The 17,031-nt window shown below is 47.0% G+C and carries 19 protein-coding genes; 15 read left to right on the forward strand and 4 right to left on the reverse strand.

The features are described from left to right. Positions 1-44 precede the first annotated feature (44 nt). From M0R47_RS03460 to M0R47_RS03500, 10 genes are all read left to right on the forward strand, one after another. Positions 45-1,085, forward strand: a complete 1,041-nt coding sequence (locus tag M0R47_RS03460; RefSeq protein ID WP_292550355.1) for an aminoglycoside phosphotransferase family protein — start codon at positions 45-47, stop codon at positions 1,083-1,085. Positions 1,086-1,440: 355 nt separating this feature from the next. Further along, positions 1,441-3,708 carry a TonB-dependent receptor gene (locus tag M0R47_RS03465; RefSeq protein WP_292550357.1) on the forward strand — a complete coding sequence of 756 codons (2,268 nt, stop codon included), beginning with the start codon at positions 1,441-1,443 and terminating at the stop codon, positions 3,706-3,708. 485 nt (positions 3,709-4,193) lie between these two features. Continuing rightward, positions 4,194-5,639, forward strand: a complete 1,446-nt coding sequence (gene gnd, locus M0R47_RS03470; RefSeq protein ID WP_292550360.1) for a decarboxylating NADP(+)-dependent phosphogluconate dehydrogenase — start codon at positions 4,194-4,196, stop codon at positions 5,637-5,639. Between the two features lie 144 nt (positions 5,640-5,783). Further along, entirely contained in the window at positions 5,784-6,008 is a 225-nt protein-coding gene (locus M0R47_RS03475; RefSeq protein ID WP_292550363.1) for an AbrB/MazE/SpoVT family DNA-binding domain-containing protein, read from the forward strand. Positions 6,009-6,215: 207 nt separating this feature from the next. Next, positions 6,216-6,392: a hypothetical protein gene (locus M0R47_RS21850; RefSeq protein WP_366513162.1), complete on the forward strand. Its 177-nt coding sequence runs from the start codon at positions 6,216-6,218 to the stop codon at positions 6,390-6,392. A gap of 117 nt (positions 6,393-6,509) precedes the next feature. Beyond that, entirely contained in the window at positions 6,510-6,728 is a 219-nt protein-coding gene (locus M0R47_RS03480) for a hypothetical protein (RefSeq protein WP_292550365.1), read from the forward strand. Further along, the gene (locus M0R47_RS03485; RefSeq protein WP_292550367.1) at positions 6,718-7,149 is read left to right on the forward strand and encodes a PIN domain-containing protein; all 432 of its coding nucleotides are present in this window, start codon (positions 6,718-6,720) and stop codon (positions 7,147-7,149) included. Before M0R47_RS03480 ends, M0R47_RS03485 begins: the two co-directional genes overlap by 11 nt. 537 nt (positions 7,150-7,686) lie before the next feature. Further along, the gene (locus M0R47_RS03490; RefSeq protein ID WP_292550369.1) at positions 7,687-8,901 is read left to right on the forward strand and encodes an SIR2 family protein; all 1,215 of its coding nucleotides are present in this window, start codon (positions 7,687-7,689) and stop codon (positions 8,899-8,901) included. Continuing rightward, positions 8,894-10,780: an ATP-binding protein gene (locus M0R47_RS03495; protein WP_292550371.1), complete on the forward strand. Its 1,887-nt coding sequence runs from the start codon at positions 8,894-8,896 to the stop codon at positions 10,778-10,780. The genes M0R47_RS03490 and M0R47_RS03495 overlap by 8 nt, the downstream gene beginning before the upstream one ends. Before the next feature lie 2 nt (positions 10,781-10,782). After that, positions 10,783-10,992: a KTSC domain-containing protein gene (locus tag M0R47_RS03500; RefSeq protein WP_292550374.1), complete on the forward strand. Its 210-nt coding sequence runs from the start codon at positions 10,783-10,785 to the stop codon at positions 10,990-10,992. 257 nt (positions 10,993-11,249) lie between these two features. Here M0R47_RS03500 and M0R47_RS03505 read toward each other — a convergent pair whose 3' ends face one another. Beyond that, positions 11,250-11,669 carry a type II toxin-antitoxin system VapC family toxin gene (locus M0R47_RS03505; protein ID WP_292550376.1) on the reverse strand — a complete coding sequence of 140 codons (420 nt, stop codon included), beginning with the start codon at positions 11,667-11,669 and terminating at the stop codon, positions 11,250-11,252. Then, positions 11,669-11,899 carry a type II toxin-antitoxin system VapB family antitoxin gene (gene vapB, locus M0R47_RS03510; RefSeq protein ID WP_292550379.1) on the reverse strand — a complete coding sequence of 77 codons (231 nt, stop codon included), beginning with the start codon at positions 11,897-11,899 and terminating at the stop codon, positions 11,669-11,671. The genes M0R47_RS03505 and vapB overlap by 1 nt, the downstream gene beginning before the upstream one ends. A 209-nt stretch (positions 11,900-12,108) precedes the next feature. Here vapB and M0R47_RS03515 point away from each other — a divergent pair, with 209 nt between their 5' ends. The 4 genes from M0R47_RS03515 (at position 12,109) to pgl (ending at position 15,056) form a co-directional block, all read left to right on the forward strand. Then, positions 12,109-12,351, forward strand: coding sequence for a hypothetical protein (locus M0R47_RS03515; RefSeq protein WP_292550381.1), 243 nt, complete (start codon positions 12,109-12,111; stop codon positions 12,349-12,351). Next, entirely contained in the window at positions 12,348-12,584 is a 237-nt protein-coding gene (locus M0R47_RS03520; RefSeq protein WP_292550384.1) for a PIN domain-containing protein, read from the forward strand. Before M0R47_RS03515 ends, M0R47_RS03520 begins: the two co-directional genes overlap by 4 nt. 300 nt (positions 12,585-12,884) lie before the next feature. Beyond that, on the forward strand, positions 12,885-14,372 hold the full coding sequence (zwf, locus tag M0R47_RS03525) for a glucose-6-phosphate dehydrogenase (protein ID WP_292550385.1): 1,488 nt from the start codon (positions 12,885-12,887) through the stop codon (positions 14,370-14,372). Beyond that, positions 14,373-15,056, forward strand: a complete 684-nt coding sequence (gene pgl / locus M0R47_RS03530) for a 6-phosphogluconolactonase (protein WP_292550388.1) — start codon at positions 14,373-14,375, stop codon at positions 15,054-15,056. 160 nt (positions 15,057-15,216) lie between these two features. Here the strand turns inward: pgl and M0R47_RS03535 are convergent, their stop codons facing one another. Beyond that, positions 15,217-15,348: a hypothetical protein gene (locus M0R47_RS03535; protein ID WP_292550391.1), complete on the reverse strand. Its 132-nt coding sequence runs from the start codon at positions 15,346-15,348 to the stop codon at positions 15,217-15,219. Positions 15,349-15,442: 94 nt separating this feature from the next. Beyond that, on the reverse strand, positions 15,443-16,459 hold the full coding sequence (locus M0R47_RS03540) for an asparaginase domain-containing protein (RefSeq protein ID WP_292550393.1): 1,017 nt from the start codon (positions 16,457-16,459) through the stop codon (positions 15,443-15,445). 47 nt (positions 16,460-16,506) lie between these two features. On the opposite strand from M0R47_RS03540, the gene folA reads away from it, so the two are divergent. Beyond that, the gene (folA, locus tag M0R47_RS03545; protein WP_292550395.1) at positions 16,507-16,998 is read left to right on the forward strand and encodes a type 3 dihydrofolate reductase; all 492 of its coding nucleotides are present in this window, start codon (positions 16,507-16,509) and stop codon (positions 16,996-16,998) included. Positions 16,999-17,031 lie beyond the last annotated feature (33 nt).

Here is a 17,031-nt window from a genome sequence, read left to right on the forward strand (position 1 = left end):
CGTGTTTTTCGTGCCTTTCGTGGGCAAAATGATTTTCTAAGTTGATGAACACATTACTCTCTACCGCCAAGCAGTTCGCCAACATCGTTACCGAGATAACCCCGCTCGGCAACGGCCTGATCAACGATACTTATCGGGTTGCGGCGCCATTCTCCCCTTTTGTTCTGCAACGCATAAACCGCACGGTTTTTCCTGCGCCGGAGCAAATCATGGCCAACCTGACGACGCTGAATCAGCATATCGCGCAAAAACCCAGTGAATCGGTTAGGCTGCAAATTCCGAAAATTTTGACAACCTTAGATAATAAAGCGCTGTATCAGGATGAAAACAGCGATTGCTGGCGGGCGTTGAGCTTTATTGCCAATACCGAGAGCATTGAGACCATCGGCTCCGTCGGCGATGCTGAACAGGTTGGCTTTGCTTTGGGGCATTTTCACCGCTTGACTAGCGATCTTATCCCCTCGCTGTTGCATGACACCTTGCCCGGCTTCCATATAACGCCGGGCTATTTAAAGCATTACCATCAGGTAAGGCGGCAACCGTCCACCCCCGAAGACCGCTATTGCACTGACTTTATCGCCCGGTTTCAGCCTATCGCCGATGACTTGGAATCCGCCAGACAGCAAGGTTTGCTGTCCTTGCGGGTTATCCATGGCGACCCCAAATTGAATAATTTCCTGTTTGATAAGCGCAGCAAAAAAATCGTCAGCCTTATCGATTTGGACACCGTCAAGCCGGGCTTGGTTCATTACGACATTGGCGATTGCGTGCGATCTTGCTGCCACACCGCCGAGCCGGTCGTGTTCGATCCGGATATTTGCGCCGCCCTGTTAAAAAGCTACCTGCACGAGGCCGGTGCGTTTTTTACCGAGTACGATTACCACTATCTATACCCCGCCATGCGGCTGATCCCCTTTGAATTAGGACTCCGCTTTTATACCGACTATTTGAAAGGAAACCTGTATTTCAAGGTTACAGAGCCCGAGCAAAACCTGCGACGCGCAATCGGCCAGTTCCGCTTATGCGAAAGCATCATGTCGCAAGAATCTGCAATTAAGAGCTTGATCTCGCAGTTACAAAAATAGTCAGTAACGGCTCAAGCCCCGTTTCTCAAAATTCAATTAGATTTTTTTCACCATTATGCTGTAAAGGGCTACGAAACGCCCTCATCCGGCAGATATACCCACCTGTTAGAGCGTGAAGCGAATCCAGGCAAAAGGATGTGAGACTCCAAAACCTCTAAACAGCGATGATGTTTTAAAAGCACCCTCCCTGCCTTTGAATACCAACATTCTCTGCCGGTATGACGACTCTTGCCTAAATTGGAAATTAAGCGGCAGCATAAAACCTTATTTTAAATTTTAAATAAGAATCGTTTGTAACAACATTGCTATCTATCCTATACTGTATTTACCAATTATTTTGTGAGAGATCGTGTAAATGAAAAATAATAATCGATTATTTAAAGGCGGGGTGCTGACTGCGCTGGCCGCCTTGAGCGTACCGGCCAGCGCAGTAGAAAAACCCGTCATCCTGGATACCGTCAACATTATCGGCGATGCCACCGCAGCAAAAGATATACCGGCTTCTGCCCAGGTCATCAGTACCGAACAGATCCGCGATCAAAGTTATAGCGATATTAACCGCATTTTACGACGCGCTCCCGGCGTCAATATCCGTGAAGAGGACGGCTTCGGGCTATTTCCCAACATCAGTTTTCGCGGCGTGGATACGACTCGCAGCGCCAAGATCACCGTCATGGAAGATGGCGTATTGACGGCTCCCGCCTCCTATTCAGCGCCGGCCGCTTACTTCAATCCGGCCGGCGGCCGCATGAGCGGCGTGGAAGTCTTGAAAGGCTCCAGTCAAATCAAATACGGCCCGCATATTACCGGCGGCGTACTCAACTACTTGTCCACTGCGATTCCCGACAGCGGCAAGGCTTATCTCAAAACCATCTATGGCAGTTACAATGAAGTGAGAACGCAGGGTTATGTCGGCGATACCGTGGACACCGCACAGGGTCGCTTCGGCTACTTGGTGGAAGGTTTTTATCGCGGCTCGGATGGCTTCAAAAGCATCGATACCACACCGGATTTTCAAAACGCCGACCAAACCGGCTTCCAACAGGTTGAACCGATGGTGCGTTTATCCTGGGAACCGAATACCGACATCTATCAAAAGCTTGAAGTCAAGTACGGTTATTCCAGCATGGATGCGGATGAAACCTATCTGGGTCTAAGCGAAGCCGATTTTAGAAACGATCCCTACCGGCGCTATTCGGCATCGCGTTTTGACAATATAGATTCACAACGAAACGGCGGTTTTGCGCGTTACTTCATATCGCCGACCGACAACTTGGATATTGTTACAACGGCGTATTACAACGAGTTTGACCGTAACTGGAGCAAACTGAACGACATTCGCAATGTGCCTAACGCCTCTGGAGTAGGTACGCAAAATATGGATTTAGCGAATGCATTGGCCGGCACCAACGGCGGCAACGGCTTAGCCTGTCTTAAAGGCGATCTGGCCTGCCAATTGCGTGTTCGGGACAACAATCGCAGTTATTATGCGGGCGGCGTGGAAACAGCGGCGAATTACCGTTTCGACGTAGGCTCGACACAGCATGAACTTAATGGCGGCTTCCGTTATCACGAAGACCAGGAAACCCGGTTTCAGCACGATACTACCCATAGACAAGCGGCCAACGGCACAATTACAAGCACGACTGTCGGTGCGCCAGGCAGCCAGGATGACCGTTCCGGCCTGACCAATGCTTATGCGTTTTTCCTGAAAGACCGGATCGAACTGGGGAAATGGGGATTTACGCCCGGTATGCGTTATGAACATTTGAATCAAGTGTACAAAAATAGCCTCAGCCCAAGTACAAACGGTAGAAGCTCTCTGGATATGTATGCTGGCGGGGCCAGTCTGGATTACCGCTTTAACGAAGATTTCATGATGTTCGGCAGCGCCCATCGCGGATTTTCACCGCCGAGCCCGCAAAATGCCGTGATTGACAAACTGAAAGAAGAATCCAGCAATGCCTACGAATTAGGCGGGCGTTATAGCCATGGCGCTTTTTCTGCGGAAATGACCGGTTTTTATACCCAGTTCGAGAATTTGCTGGTGGTCAATAATATCGGTGGCGCCGGAACCGGGCAAAGCGAAAACTTCGGTGCAGTCGATAGCCGAGGCGTCGAAATGGCGATGAATTTTGATGCCGGTAAAGCATTTGACTGGAGCTTTAGCAACCCTTACTTCCTGTCGTTTACTTATACCGATACTGAGCAGTTGAATAATGCCACTTCGACCGATGCGGAGTCGATTTTCAGTTACGGCAAAAAAGGCAACAAAGTACCGTATATACCGGAATACGCGCTCAGCTTCGGCAGTGGGCTGCACTTCAACAAGTGGGGTGTCGATGTTTCCGGCAATTATGTCGGCGAAACATTCACCAGCGCCAATAATACCGGGGTTCAAGTCAACGGCGCAGGAACGCCCGATGCGCGCTTCGGCAAAACCGACGACTATGTTATCGCCGATGTCTCCGCATATTATAAGGTTGCCAAAGGCATTAAAATTCTTGGCGGCGTGCAAAATCTGGCCGACGAGCAATACCTGGTCTCCAGGCAACCCTACGGTCCGCGTCCCGGCATGCCTATTTTTGCTTACGGCGGTTTTGAATTGGATTTCGACATCTAAGTTACAGCCTTTCTTCCATTGCCCTGAGCTTGTCGAGCCATACCTAAGAGGTATCGGCCCTTCGACAAGCTCAGGGCGAACGGTAAGCTAATTCACCAATTGGAAATGCCGTAATTGAACACATCAAATTAGGTAAGTCTACTGATTGTCTGAGCAAGCCGTTTGCTCTACCCTCTTCTCCCTAGCTGTCCGGCCAATACAGCGCGCTGTAAATGCTCGATAACCCGAACAGTTCTGTGTCATGGCTGCATGAACATCGGCTGTTGCCGGAAATCGATCCGACAAGCTCAGCAAAGATACCTCCGCTTGTAGCGTTTCCGATTTCATCGTTGTTGTTTATCCAAAGGCGCAAGGTAAAACAGGTGCCGAGTAAGCAATTGGCTTAACGAGAGCTTCAGAATCGCTGTTTAAAATCCGGGGAACGAGCGATTAGCCATCTTACGTTAGTAAATTTCATCCTCCTTCTTTTAAGCGCGAAAATAAATATGAAAGCAAATATCGGTTTAATCGGTTTGGCAGTCATGGGTCAAAATCTGGCTCTTAATATGGACGACCATGATTTTAAAGTCGCGGTCTTTAATCGTACGACCAGTACTGTCGATGAGTTCCTGGACGGCCCGGCCAAAGATACCGAGATTATCGGCACGCACTCGCTGGAAGAGCTGGTCGACAATCTGGAATCGCCGCGCATCATTATGCTGATGGTAAAAGCGGGCGAAGTTGTCGATCAGTATATCGACAAGTTAGTGCCGCTGTTATCGGCCGGCGACATTATTATTGATGGCGGCAACTCGCTATTCACCGATACCACCCGCCGCACACTTGCCCTAAAAGAACAAAATATCCTTTTCGTAGGCGCCGGCGTTTCCGGCGGGGAAGAAGGCGCAAGACACGGGCCCTCCATTATGCCCGGCGGCAATGAAGAAGCCTGGCCTATCGTCAAACCCATTTTGCAAACCATCAGCGCGCAGGTCGATGGCGAACCTTGCTGCGAATGGGTTGGCGATAACGGGGCCGGCCACTACGTCAAAATGGTGCACAACGGCATTGAATACGGCGACATGCAACTGATCGGCGAAGCTTATCAATTGCTGTCCGACGGCTTAAGCTTGGGCGCGAATGAATTACGCACCATATTTGCGGCATGGAATCAGGGTCCGTTAAGCTCTTACCTGATTGAAATTACCGCCGCCATTTTGGCCTACAAAGATGACGATGGTCAGTTGCTGCTGAAGAAAATCCTCGACGTTGCAGGACAAAAAGGCACCGGCAAATGGACCGTGATCGACGCGCTGGACTTGGGCATTCCGTTGACCTTGATCGGCGAAGCGGTATTCGCCCGTTGCGTATCCGCCCAAAAAGACGAGCGGGTTAAAGCCGCGTCGATACTCCCTAAAAAAGCCCTGAGGTTTATCGGCAACAAGAAAGACATCATCAGCGCCATTGGCGATGCCTTGTACGCCGCCAAAATTATTTCTTATGCCCAAGGCTTTCGCTTGATGCGCGAAGCGTCGGAGGAATACAACCTGTCGCTCAATTACGGCGATATAGCCCTGATGTGGCGCGGCGGCTGTATTATTCGCAGCCGTTTTTTAAACGACATCAAAGAAGCCTATGACGCCGATCCCGATTTGGAAAACCTGCTGTTCGCCGATTTCTTTGCCAGCGCCATGAAGCAAGCCGACGCAGGCTGGCGCAAAGCGGTTATATTGGGTATTGAGTTAAGCATCCCGACCCCGGCGCTCTCTTCCGCCCTGGCCTATTACGACGGCTATCGCAGTGAAAAATTACCGGCCAACTTATTGCAGGCGCAACGGGACTATTTCGGCGCCCATACTTATGAACGGGTAGATCAGCCCAGAGGCCGATTCTTCCATACCGACTGGACCGGACGCGGCGGCAAGACCGCATCGGGTAGTTATACTGCCTAAATGAAGCATTTCGGATTACGCTGCTTTTTTTGTATTCACTGATCTTCAAACTTCTGCTTAGGGTCAGCGTAAAATCAATATTTGTGTGGATATACTCCCATTCACCCTTTAGTGTGCTTACTTACGTTATAACAAGGCGACGTCATGTTAACCCTCAAACTTATAACTATTGGCAATTCCGTGGGCGTTGTTTTACCCAAGGAAGCGTTGGACAAGCTGCACCTCGAAAAAGGCGACAAAGTGTACCTGACCGAATCCCCTGAAGGCTTCCGGCTGACACCCTATGACCCGGAATTTGAAAAACAAATGACTCTGGCACGGCAAATCATGAAAAAGCGCCGTGAAGTTTTGCACGAACTGGCAAAATAATGTCAGTCGTATGGATTGAGAATCTGTTGTCCTTGCTCTGCATGAGGAGCACTTGGCAGAACATGGCGGCCCTGTTGGCGTTCGTGATCGCGGACTACAGGAGTCCGCCTTGTTTCGTCCGCAGAACTTAATCGGCTACGGTGTGATCCAGACCTCGCCGCTCCTTCCGCCGCCTATGGTTTTGACCTTTCCCGCGACCATCCTTTTATCGACGGCAACAAACGCACAGCTTTCACAGTAATGGAGCTGTTCCTTGCTTTAAACGGACAGGAATTGATTGCCGATGATCCGTCATGCATTGTCACCATTTTAAAACTCGCTGACGGTAGCCTGACCGAAACAGAGTTTGCAGATTGGATCAGATCAAACACTAACCCTAGCTGAGCTTAATGTGTCATACGGCGCAATACAGTACGTTATTGTCGCCCTACAAGTCCGCCTTACCGAGTTACAACATTCGGTGTTAGAATCCAGCCATCTCCAATCCCTACGGTGAAAGCCATGTATGCAGTAGAATTTGAAACCCATATCGACAACGGCATCGTTCATATCCCTGCCCGCTATAAAGAATTACAAAACAGCAATAAAGCTAAAATCATCGTTATGGTCGATGAAATCGGCGATAAAAAAGATGAGCTTGCTTTTGACCGATTTTTAAAACAAAGCAAAAAAGTAGAAAACCTGGCCGTTTTCAGCAGAGATGAATTGCATGACCGATAAGGTTTTCGTCGATACCAATATTTGGGTCTACGCCTATCTCGATACCGACAATACCCAATCCCATAACAAGCATCTTAAAGCGGTCGAATGTTTGCAACGACTTTACCGCGATACCGAAATGATCATTTCCACCCAGGTTTTAAGCGAGTATTACAGTGCCTTGCTAAAAAACAAAATTGACGACCTTGATATTCAGGAAAGCTCACGACAACTAACACAGGCTATTGAAGTGGTTGCCTTATCAAAAGACACCGTAACAAACTCTTATCTGATCCGAAACCGTTATCGGTACAGCTACTGGGATTCTTTGATTATTGCTTCCTCACTGGAACATGGCTGCACAAAGCTAATCAGCGAAGACATGCAAAATCATCAGCTCATCGAGGACAGGCTAAGCATCAGCAATCCCTTTGTGGATTAGCACTCATCCTGCGCACAAGTTGCAGTTGATCCGTAAGGCTAGATGTAGCCCGCATAGGTCCGGTTAGTGTAATCGGACCTACTCTCGCAGATTGAGCTGAGGTACGCTGCCCAATACATCGAACGGCAAATGTTGGGCTTCCTCGCGTCAGCCCAACCTACAGTACTACATTCAGGCTACTTGCTGACACCAATAACATCATGCGCTTCATGCCTACAAGCAGCACACCTTACTCCCGCGTTAGGTAATTTAGGTCAATTGAGCTAGAATCCGTAATGCCTTTAAGGCTATCGGCAAAATAAGTCATTTCGGACCGTTGCTCGTAACTCTGGTATCAGGAAATTGCCGGGACTTTATAAACACAATTTTGCAATATACGTTAATAACCGTTGTTATGCAGTCTCGCGAAAAATGCCTAACCTTATCAAACAATAACTGCATCTAACACAGATAAATCGGAACCATTAACAAGTCAGGCGAAGATTTATCATGTCTCCATATTTGATCGCCTCGAGTTTCCTCAAATGGATAATTATCATGCATGACCCCATTCGACATTTAAAATATCTTAGACAATCACTATCGCAAGACAACGAATCAATAGGTTTCTTCATCTCAGCAGGATGTCCTTTATCCGTAGTTATGCCGGAAGAAGACACATGGCCGCTAATACCTGACGTTGCCACTCTTTCTATCTTTATTAACGAACAATTGAAAGATAATGAAAAATATACGGTACTGCTAACGGAATTAGAAAAAGCAGAAAAAAACGTCAACAATATCGAAGATATTTTAAGCTTTCTTCGGAGCTTATTACTGGTTTCTAAGGGGGCCGATGTAAGAGGGTTGTGCGAAAAAGACTTATCGGACTTAGAGCAGGCTATTTGTGCGGAGATTGTGAAAAAACTTAACGTATATTTGCCAGACCAAGAAACACCGTACCATCGCCTTTGCAGCTGGATAAGGTCAATAGACCGAAAAGTCGCAGTAGAACTATTTACAACAAATTATGATTTATTGATGGAGCAAGCTTTGGAAGATTTGGGGGTTCCATACTTTGATGGTTTTGTGGGTTCAAGAAGATCTTTCTTTGACCTTAGAGCAGTAGAAGATAACTTGATACCCACGCACTGGTCGAGACTATGGAAAATACATGGATCAATTAATTGGTATCAGGAAAAAATAGAAGATGAGAAGAAGGTATATCGATCATCGGAAATAAAACAAGACGCCTCGCATTTAATTTATCCATCCCATTTAAAATATGAAGAAAGCCGAAAAATGCCTTATCTGGCATTAATCGATCAATTGAACCGGTTTATTCGAAGAAAATCATCCTTCTTAATTCTGTCTGGCTATTCGTTTAATGACGGACATTTGAACGATACGATTATTAACGCACTAATCGCAAACCCAACGGCAATGGTACTTGGCCTAATGTTTGACCGATACGAAAAGACATCTGGTACTGGTGATCAAATCGAAAGATACGAACACGCATATCGCCTGGCAAAAAAGCAGCATAATCTAAATATATGGACATTTGATAAAGCCATAATCGGAACAAATTTAGGTACTTGGCATAATGTGAAAGACGATGTTGATTTAGACCTTTTAAAATTTGTTTGCCGCAACAAAAAAACTGAGGAATCCACTGATATTGAAACCCTAATTAAGCTTGGTGATTTTTCTGTATTTACAGACTTTCTGAAAAAAATAATAGGTACATCTAAGGAAGATAGAAATGTCTAACAAAGAAACCTATTTGGGGGATGTGCAAGACGTTAATGGAACCACCGTCAGTATCTTTTTGTCGAAGGAATCGTTAACAGGATTTGTGTACATTGACGGACAAGGGTATAGGGTGAGCCAGATAGGTAGTTTTGTTCGTATACCTATCGGCTTTAATGATCTGTTCGGCATTATCAGTCAAGTAGGCGCAAGTGCCATCCCTGAAAATCGTGCCGAAAATCAGAGCCATGGAAATAGATGGATGAAAATTCAGCTTATAGGAGAAGGTCAAAGAAACGGAGTTTTTCAAAGAGGACTTTCTCAATATCCAACTATCGGTGATGGCGTTCACTTAGTATCAGAAAAAGAACTCAAAAATATTTATGGACAACCGAATAGACCGTATTTTGTAAAACTAGGCCATATCTCAAATGCCGACTCTATTCCTGCGTTAATCGATATAAATAAGTTGGTTACCCGGCATTCAGCAGTCATTGGAACAACAGGCTCCGGAAAGTCAACGACTGTAGCAAGCATTATTAACGCATTGTCTGATAGTGAAAATTATCCTTCTTCCAGAATAATTATGCTAGACCTACATGGCGAATACGGGCATGCGTTAAAAGAAAAAGCGCATATTTACAAAATAAACGGTGATTCATCTTTAAAGCTAAGAGAGCAAGAGCTGCATATACCATTTTGGGCATTAAATTTCGATGAGCTATGCGAGATTAGCTTTGGCGAATTTAACAATGAAAAAGATAAAAATATAGTTATGGAAAGAGTTCAGAAATATAAGGCTGAATCTCTAGCAAAATACCCAAGAAAAGGCGCATCTGCCGATGCGCTCAGTGTCGATTCTCCGATACCGTTCAGTATTCATCATTTGTGGTATGAACTATTTATTGAGACCTTTGGAACGTACTACAACAGTAAAGGGAGAACAGGAAAACCAATCGATAATTTAGCTTATGACACTGATATCAACGGAAATGAATTAAGGGGTAACCCTATGGAAGGTATACCACCAATTTTCAAAAATATTGTAACTGACGCTGGTGAAGAAAAAATTAACTATTTGCCAGGTTCTTTAAATTTGGGGAAGCAAATTCTATTGTTGGGAACCAAGCTAAGAATGCCTAGATATGATTTTATTTTTAAGCCTAATGGTTGGATGCCTGAATATGATGGGAAAGTCGCTAAGGATCTGGATTGCCTGCTAATAAATTGGATAGGAAGCAACAGGCCCGTCTCGATATTAGACTTATCTGGAGTGCCTGCCGATATTTTACAAACAACGATAGGCGCTCTTCTTAGAATACTTTATGAAGCATTGTTCTGGGCTAGAAATTTATCTCAAGGTGGAAGGCATAGACCGCTGCTATTAGTCATGGAAGAAGCACATATTTATCTAAATGATGACTTCAAAGGAATGGCATCAAAGGTAGTCCAGCGCATTGTTAAAGAAGGTCGAAAGTACGGTATAGGTGCAATGATTGTGAGCCAAAGACCCTCTGAAATTAATCCTACAATTCTTTCGCAATGCGGTACGTTCTTCGCGCTCAGGTTAACGAACGCCTCAGATAGAAGTCATATTACATCTGCTTTATCAGATAATCTGGATGGTTTAACGAGTATGTTGCCCATATTGCGAACAGGCGAAGCAATAATTTTGGGCGAAGCGGTCAAATTACCAATGAGAACATCCATTGAAGCACCGCCAAAAAATAGAAGACCAGATAGCCAAGATCCCGTTATTTATGATGAGGTATCCTTGGTTGATTCACAAAATCCCGGAGGCTGGGGTATTAAAATGGAGAACAATCCTAATTATCAGGAATTGGTTGAAACATGGAGAGCCCAAAACCCAAAAATCGACAAAATCAAATCAGGGGAATAAACATGGAAAAAATAAATGTAACATCAAGCAATGTTGAGTCAATTCGCTATTACGAAGACAGTTCAACTTTGGAGATTGAATTTAAGAATGGGGCAACTTATCAATACTTCGATGTGCCTGAAAATGTGTATAACGGCCTTAGAGACGCAGGCTCAGTCGGTGGATATTTAGCATCTACTATCAAAGGGAACTATCGGTATTCGCGAATATAAACACACCTACAGCCACTCCATAGAGTGAGCAACGCTTGCTCTACGGGATTTATCTAATCATGCCATTTTTCCCAATTCATAAAATCAATCTTAATGGTTATAAGGATATGATTATGAGCATTCAAATTACTGGGGGCCACTGATTTTTTATCGGTAGCCCGTAGGGGGCAATAGCAGCTTTATCGCGTATTGCGCCGAATGATAATTATCAACAAAGCATCCTGCCGCGTTGTCTCTTATCACGATACATTAAAAAACTACGACCTTTCTGCTTCAACCCAATTTTCAACCTGCAAACCTTCAACCCGAACAAATTCCCGCTCATTGTTAGTGACGAATATCCAGCCTTCCGAACGGGCATGGGCTGCTAGCCAAAGGTCGTTGTTGCCGATTATCTGCCCGTTACTTTGCAAAGCTGCGCGGATTTGACCATAGTGTTCTCCGGCGGCCTCGGGGAGCGGAGCAACCTGGATCACCGCTTCAAGTTGATTGATAGAAGCCAATGCACGTTCGCGGGACTGGCTTTTTTCTGCGCCGAAACGAAGCTCGCCCAGCGTAATGACGGACATAGCCAGCTCGGAGGCCACGTGCCGGGCGAAGCGTTCACGTACGGCCGGCGGGTTATGCTTGGCGATATAGATGCAGATATTGGTGTCCAGCAGATAGCGCGCTCCCATCAAAGCGCTTCCCTTTCTTGAGGTGGGGTGTCTTCACGGCCGTCCGCCATAAAATCGTCCGGCAGGCCAGCCAATGCGTCAAAGATCGCGGCTGCGTTCGCAGGATGCTCGCGCAGCACGATTTCATCCCCGCGGCGGAAAATTTCTACCCGATCGACTTCCAAACGGAATTCCTTGGGCAATCTAATGGCTTGGCTGTTGCCGGATTGAAATACACGAGCGTAAGTCATGATTATCTCCTGATTTTATTGTATGCACAGACTGTATATACACTGGGTATTATTGTCAATCAGCAGCGTTAATGGAATATGTTATTCTGAGTCTGTTGTTTTCGCTATCGCCAAGCGCCAGCCTGGAAACCAAGCCGGATTAACGGCAAGAATTACGCGGCAGCGAATTCAACCCTAACCGATAACCCCTGACCAACGGTTAAAATATCATGCAAATGCTAATCAACGTTCCCGATACTTTACCCAAAGCCCTTGTTCAACAGCGCATCAAGGAGCTTGAAGAGCGCTTAAAACAAGAAGCGCAGCAATCGCAAAAGAGCGCTTCCAGATGGGAGAAAATGGTGCAACGCATTGAATCAAAGGCGTTCGATTTGGAAGATCATACCGATACTTTTAATCGGGACAGGCAAGAGTTCAGGGAATCTTTTACTTTTAAAGACAAGCCGGAATGAAATATCTACTCGACTCCAATACGGTTTCCGATATTTATAATCCCTCGTCCGGTAACCATAACAGCGTTATTAAAAAGTTACTGGCACTGGAAGAAAGCGACGATATTTTTATTTCCGTATTAACGCTTTATGAGTTCGAATATGCGTTTGCGAATTCACCGGCGCATAAAAAAGCCGAAATAAAAGCCACTATTCAACAAATTCAACAAGACCTCATCGTTTTGCCTCTCTAGCCAACGGCGGCTGAAATTTTCGGCGATTTAAAAAAGCTGTTTAAAGAGCTACGAAAAATAAACCCGGAAAATCTGAAAAGACATACTATCGATTTAATGATTGCCGCCAGCGCGTTAAATCATAAAACCGTTTTAGTCAGCGCGGACAAAATTTATAAAGACATTATTTCTCTTAATGCTGAATTAGAGCTTGAAGACTGGACAATATAATTGCTTGCGCCGGCTTCCAAACTCCCGGTACTCTCTTCAAATATTACCAGCAATGGTTTGATCTCCCCTACTAACTGCGAGGTACAACCGATGAAAGCCGAACCCTGCACATACACTATTTTTGGCGCCACCGGCAATTTGTCCCGGACTAAATTAATGCCGGCCCTGTATCGTCTTGATGCGGCAAACCGCTTGCCCAAGGATACCCGCATTCTGGCAATAGGCCGACGGCCATGGGATCAGCAAACATGGCTGGCGGAAGCCAGGCAGATGATTGAAGACAAAGCGCCGGGCGAGTTCGATGAAACTGTCTTTCAGCGTTTCAGCGCCCGACTGTATTACCATCAAGGCGATATCACACAGCCTCAGTGCTATACCGAACTGGCCGATACGATTAGCCAAAAAGACGATTTCCCTAAAAACATCGCTTTCTATCTTTCTATCAGTCCCTCGGACTTCGGCACAGTCATGGAAATGCTCAGCAATGCCAACCTGTTTAATGAAGAATACGGCTGGCGGCGGGTGATTATCGAAAAACCTTTCGGTTATGATTTAGACAGCGCCCAGGCCCTGCAAACGCGCATCAACCGCTATTTGTCCGAAGAGCAGATTTACCGCATCGACCATTATCTGGGCAAAGGCATGGTGCGCAATGTGCTGGTGTTCCGCTTTGCCAATGTGATGCTGGAACCGTTGTGGAACCGCAATTATATCGACCATGTCCAGATCACCCATTCCGAAGATATCGGCATTGGCAGCCGCGCTGCTTACTATGACAAGGCCGGAGCCATGCGCGATATGCTGCAAAGCCATCTGTTGCAATTGCTGACACTGGTCGCCATGGAGCCGCCGGTTTCGATGGAAGCCGAGTCGCTGCGCGATGAAAAAGTCAAAGTGCTAAAGTCCATCCGCCCTATTCCCAGAGAGGCGGTACACGGCCATGCCTTTCGCGCGCAATATGCCAACGGCCGCGTCGGCGGCGAACAGGTCAACGGCTATGTACAGGAAGAGGACGTACCGGCGAACAGCATCACCGAAACCTATGCCGCAATGAAACTGTATATCGATAACTGGCGCTGGCGCGGCGTGCCTTTTTACCTGCGCACCGGCAAACGCATGTCTAAGGGCCAATCGGTTATTTCGATCTGTTTTCGCCATCCGCCGTTACAGTTTTTCCGCGGCACCGAAGTGCAATGCATGAACCCCAACTGGGTGCTGCTGGGGATACAGCCGGAAGAGTTTATCCGCATTGAGATGACCGTCAAAGAGCCCGGCCTGGAGATGCGTACCCGTTCCACCAGCCTGGACGCCAGTTTCCGCCTGGATAATGAAAAACCCATCGATGCCTATGAAGACTTGCTGCTGGACGTACTAAAAGGCGACCGGTCGTTATTTCTGCGCTTTGATGAAGTAGAATATGCGTGGCGCATTGTCGACCCGATCCTGCAAACTTGGGCAATTGAGCGTGACTACATCGTCACCTATCCCGCCGGTTCGTGGGGACCGGAAGACAGCCGCCGCTTATTCGACAAAGAAAGCCAATCCTGGCGCAGCTCATTAATACCGGAGTGTAAATAAATGCAAAATAACAGTCGCTGGCATTATCTGGATACCGCAGAACAGGTCGCAGAGGCCGCCTGCCAGCAAATTTTAAACGCCGCAAAATCGGCTATTTCAAACCGAGGCAAATTCAAGCTGGTTTTAGCCGGAGGCACCACCCCGGAAAAAGTCTATCAACTGCTCGCCGCATCCGGTGCGGATTGGGCTAACTGGACTATTTATTACGGCGACGAGCGTTGCCTGCCTGCCGATCATCCGGATCGTAACAGTGTGTTGGCAAGCCGGGCTTTGCTGGATAAGGTGGCTATTCCGGAATCTCATATATTTACTATTCCCGCGGAAATAGGACCGGAATTGGCAGCCGATCGCTATAAAGTCGCCGTCGCCAAAGCCGGAACTTTCGACATGGTATTGCTAGGCGTGGGCGAAGACGGCCATACCGCCAGCCTGTTTCCCGGCCATCAGCACCCGGAAAACGAACTGACCCATCCTGTTTATAATTCGCCAAAGCCGCCATCGGAGCGCGTTTCGATCAGCGCCAAGGCGTTGAGCAACTCGCGGGAAGTCATCTTCCTGATCACCGGCGCCAATAAGCAGGAAATCGTCAAGCAATGGCGCGCAGGAGCGGATTTGCCGGTTGCGACGATTGTCCCGGAAAATCCTGTCGATATTTATATCGATAGCGATGCGTTTAAGTTGTAACAATCGCATTTTGTAGGAGCGGGCCATAATAAATCACGGTTTGTTCGCCACGCTAACAGACAAGTTAATACAGCGCGGAGTGCGGACTTTGCTTGCCTAGCAGGCAAAGCCTGCACTCCCGTCTTTGGTTCTGTTTGCGCTTTCGATCCTATGCGCACCGCTAGGCCGCACCAAGCACCGCATGGCCGCCCAGTTCGGTGTCCGCGCCCAAGGCGAAACCGCATAGCCGCTTTTGTGGAAAGAGAAACGATAAAGGGATCAGCCCCACCGTTTCGATAAACGACAAGGCCACTGCAAGCCGCTTGCTGCGTCCACAGGCGATTTCAGAAATCGGAATCCGGAGTTGATATTGTTTTTGACGGAGACCTTTCCAGCATCAAGTGCCGTTAAAGGTGTTCCCCGGCTAAATCCCTGACAATAAAATCCATTATTTCCTGTTGATCGTCAAAGTTCCCATAAGCCAGCAGCAGCTTTACATAGGCGGCTTCAATCGACATGTTCCAGATTATTTTTGCGCCTTGCTCGATTAGGGCTTGGGTGCTTTGGTAGGCATCGGCCGATTTAATCGCCGGAGCCAGATAAACGGTAACGCCTTGTTTCTCGCAACGCCTTATAAATTCAAGCAACGAATAGTTTTCGCCCCACTGCGCTGATGCGCATGCAGTGCCGGAGTGATATAAATCATGCAGAACGGCATCGACACCGTCCAGGTTAAACCGGCTGTAATCCAAACCTGGATAAGGCTTAACCATTAAGAGGCGTTCGGAAAAATCAGCTTTTAACAAGGTATTTTGGGTTGGCATTTGTTGTGCTGGCGGATTCACTAGCGAGAACTGCCGGTTTGCAAATTGCAGGTAGCTCTTGCCCTGAACACTAAAAAAGTCGCCGCTTAACTGTAAAGAACAGGCCAACCGCGTGCCTTGATGCAGTTGGGTTGCTTGCTGTTGATTTCGGTAAGGCACAAAAACGCCCGGCTGGTTTTTTTGCAGGATAAATTCGACAGCACAGATAAAGTTATCAAGCCCGTTGGCTTTGGGATGGTCCAGCGGATAATCGCTGGAAACCAGCAGCATAGGAATTTTGGCGGCATTAAAATAGAAGCTCAGTGCACAAGCCGTATAAGCCAGCGTGTCTGTGCCGTGTGTGATGATAATGCCGTCATATTGATCGGGTTGGGCGGCTTCTATGGCGGCTATGAGCGTCTTCCAGGCAGTCGGCGCAAGGTTCTCGCTTAATATCTGTAGGGGTTGGATGGTGTCGAAATGGATTTGCCGGTGATTTTCGTAATGCTGTTCAAACAACTGGATCAATTTGAACGATGTAGTATCGGAGGTATTGATAGTGCCGCCAGTTGCAATAGAACCAATGGTTCCGCCGGTAAATACAACCAGTATGTTTTTCATAGTATGATGTTTGGATGGATTAATTACTTAAAGAATACTGCATTAAAATGAAAATATCACTTATCGTCGCAATGGCAAGCAACCGGGCCATCGGCCTGAATAATCAAATGCCCTGGCATTTATCCGCGGACCTGAAAAAATTCAAAAAGATCACTATGGGCGCACCGATTTTGATGGGCCGAAAAACTTACGAATCGATAGGCAGGCCGCTGCCGGGCCGCACCAATATCATCATCAGCCGGAATCCGTCATACAGCCAACCGGGCTGTCTGGTGTTTAATGACATTGACAAGGCGCTGGAAAGTTGCCGCGATGCGGAAGAGATTTTCGTTATCGGCGGCTCGGACTTTTATAAGTCGATGCTGCCGGTTGCCGATACGCTCTATTTGACGCAAATACACCAGGATTTCCCCGGCGATACGTTTTTTCCCGAAATCGATGCAGACCAGTGGATCGAGGTGGATCGGGAAGATATTCAGGACGATCCGGATGCTGCATTCAGCTACAGTTTTTTGAAGCTGGAAAAACGGAAAAATTAGGAGTCCAAAGCTGGCTTTGGATGTTTCACTATT

The organism is Methylobacter sp., from assembly GCF_023227905.1.
Classification (GTDB): domain Bacteria; phylum Pseudomonadota; class Gammaproteobacteria; order Methylococcales; family Methylomonadaceae; genus Methylobacter_A.

Bases quoted from the DNA above. Each gene is read 5' to 3' on its own strand.
- M0R47_RS03480 (WP_292550365.1), top strand. From the start codon at position 6,510: ATGTATGCAGTAGAATTTGAAACCCATATCGACAACGGCATCGTTCAT.
- M0R47_RS03460 (WP_292550355.1), top strand. From the start codon at position 45: ATGAACACATTACTCTCTACCGCCAAGCAGTTCGCCAACATCGTTACC.
- M0R47_RS03505 (WP_292550376.1), bottom strand. From the start codon at position 11,669: ATGGGAGCGCGCTATCTGCTGGACACCAATATCTGCATCTATATCGCC.
- M0R47_RS03520 (WP_292550384.1), top strand. From the start codon at position 12,348: ATGAAATATCTACTCGACTCCAATACGGTTTCCGATATTTATAATCCC.
- M0R47_RS03500 (WP_292550374.1), top strand. From the start codon at position 10,783: ATGGAAAAAATAAATGTAACATCAAGCAATGTTGAGTCAATTCGCTAT.
- M0R47_RS03465 (WP_292550357.1), top strand. From the start codon at position 1,441: ATGAAAAATAATAATCGATTATTTAAAGGCGGGGTGCTGACTGCGCTG.
- pgl (WP_292550388.1), top strand. From the start codon at position 14,373: ATGCAAAATAACAGTCGCTGGCATTATCTGGATACCGCAGAACAGGTC.
- zwf (WP_292550385.1), top strand. From the start codon at position 12,885: ATGAAAGCCGAACCCTGCACATACACTATTTTTGGCGCCACCGGCAAT.
- M0R47_RS03490 (WP_292550369.1), top strand. From the start codon at position 7,687: ATGCATGACCCCATTCGACATTTAAAATATCTTAGACAATCACTATCG.
- M0R47_RS03475 (WP_292550363.1), top strand. From the start codon at position 5,784: ATGTTAACCCTCAAACTTATAACTATTGGCAATTCCGTGGGCGTTGTT.
- M0R47_RS03540 (WP_292550393.1), bottom strand. From the start codon at position 16,459: ATGAAAAACATACTGGTTGTATTTACCGGCGGAACCATTGGTTCTATT.
- gnd (WP_292550360.1), top strand. From the start codon at position 4,194: ATGAAAGCAAATATCGGTTTAATCGGTTTGGCAGTCATGGGTCAAAAT.
- folA (WP_292550395.1), top strand. From the start codon at position 16,507: ATGAAAATATCACTTATCGTCGCAATGGCAAGCAACCGGGCCATCGGC.
- M0R47_RS03495 (WP_292550371.1), top strand. From the start codon at position 8,894: ATGTCTAACAAAGAAACCTATTTGGGGGATGTGCAAGACGTTAATGGA.
- M0R47_RS03515 (WP_292550381.1), top strand. From the start codon at position 12,109: ATGCAAATGCTAATCAACGTTCCCGATACTTTACCCAAAGCCCTTGTT.
- M0R47_RS03485 (WP_292550367.1), top strand. From the start codon at position 6,718: ATGACCGATAAGGTTTTCGTCGATACCAATATTTGGGTCTACGCCTAT.
- vapB (WP_292550379.1), bottom strand. From the start codon at position 11,899: ATGACTTACGCTCGTGTATTTCAATCCGGCAACAGCCAAGCCATTAGA.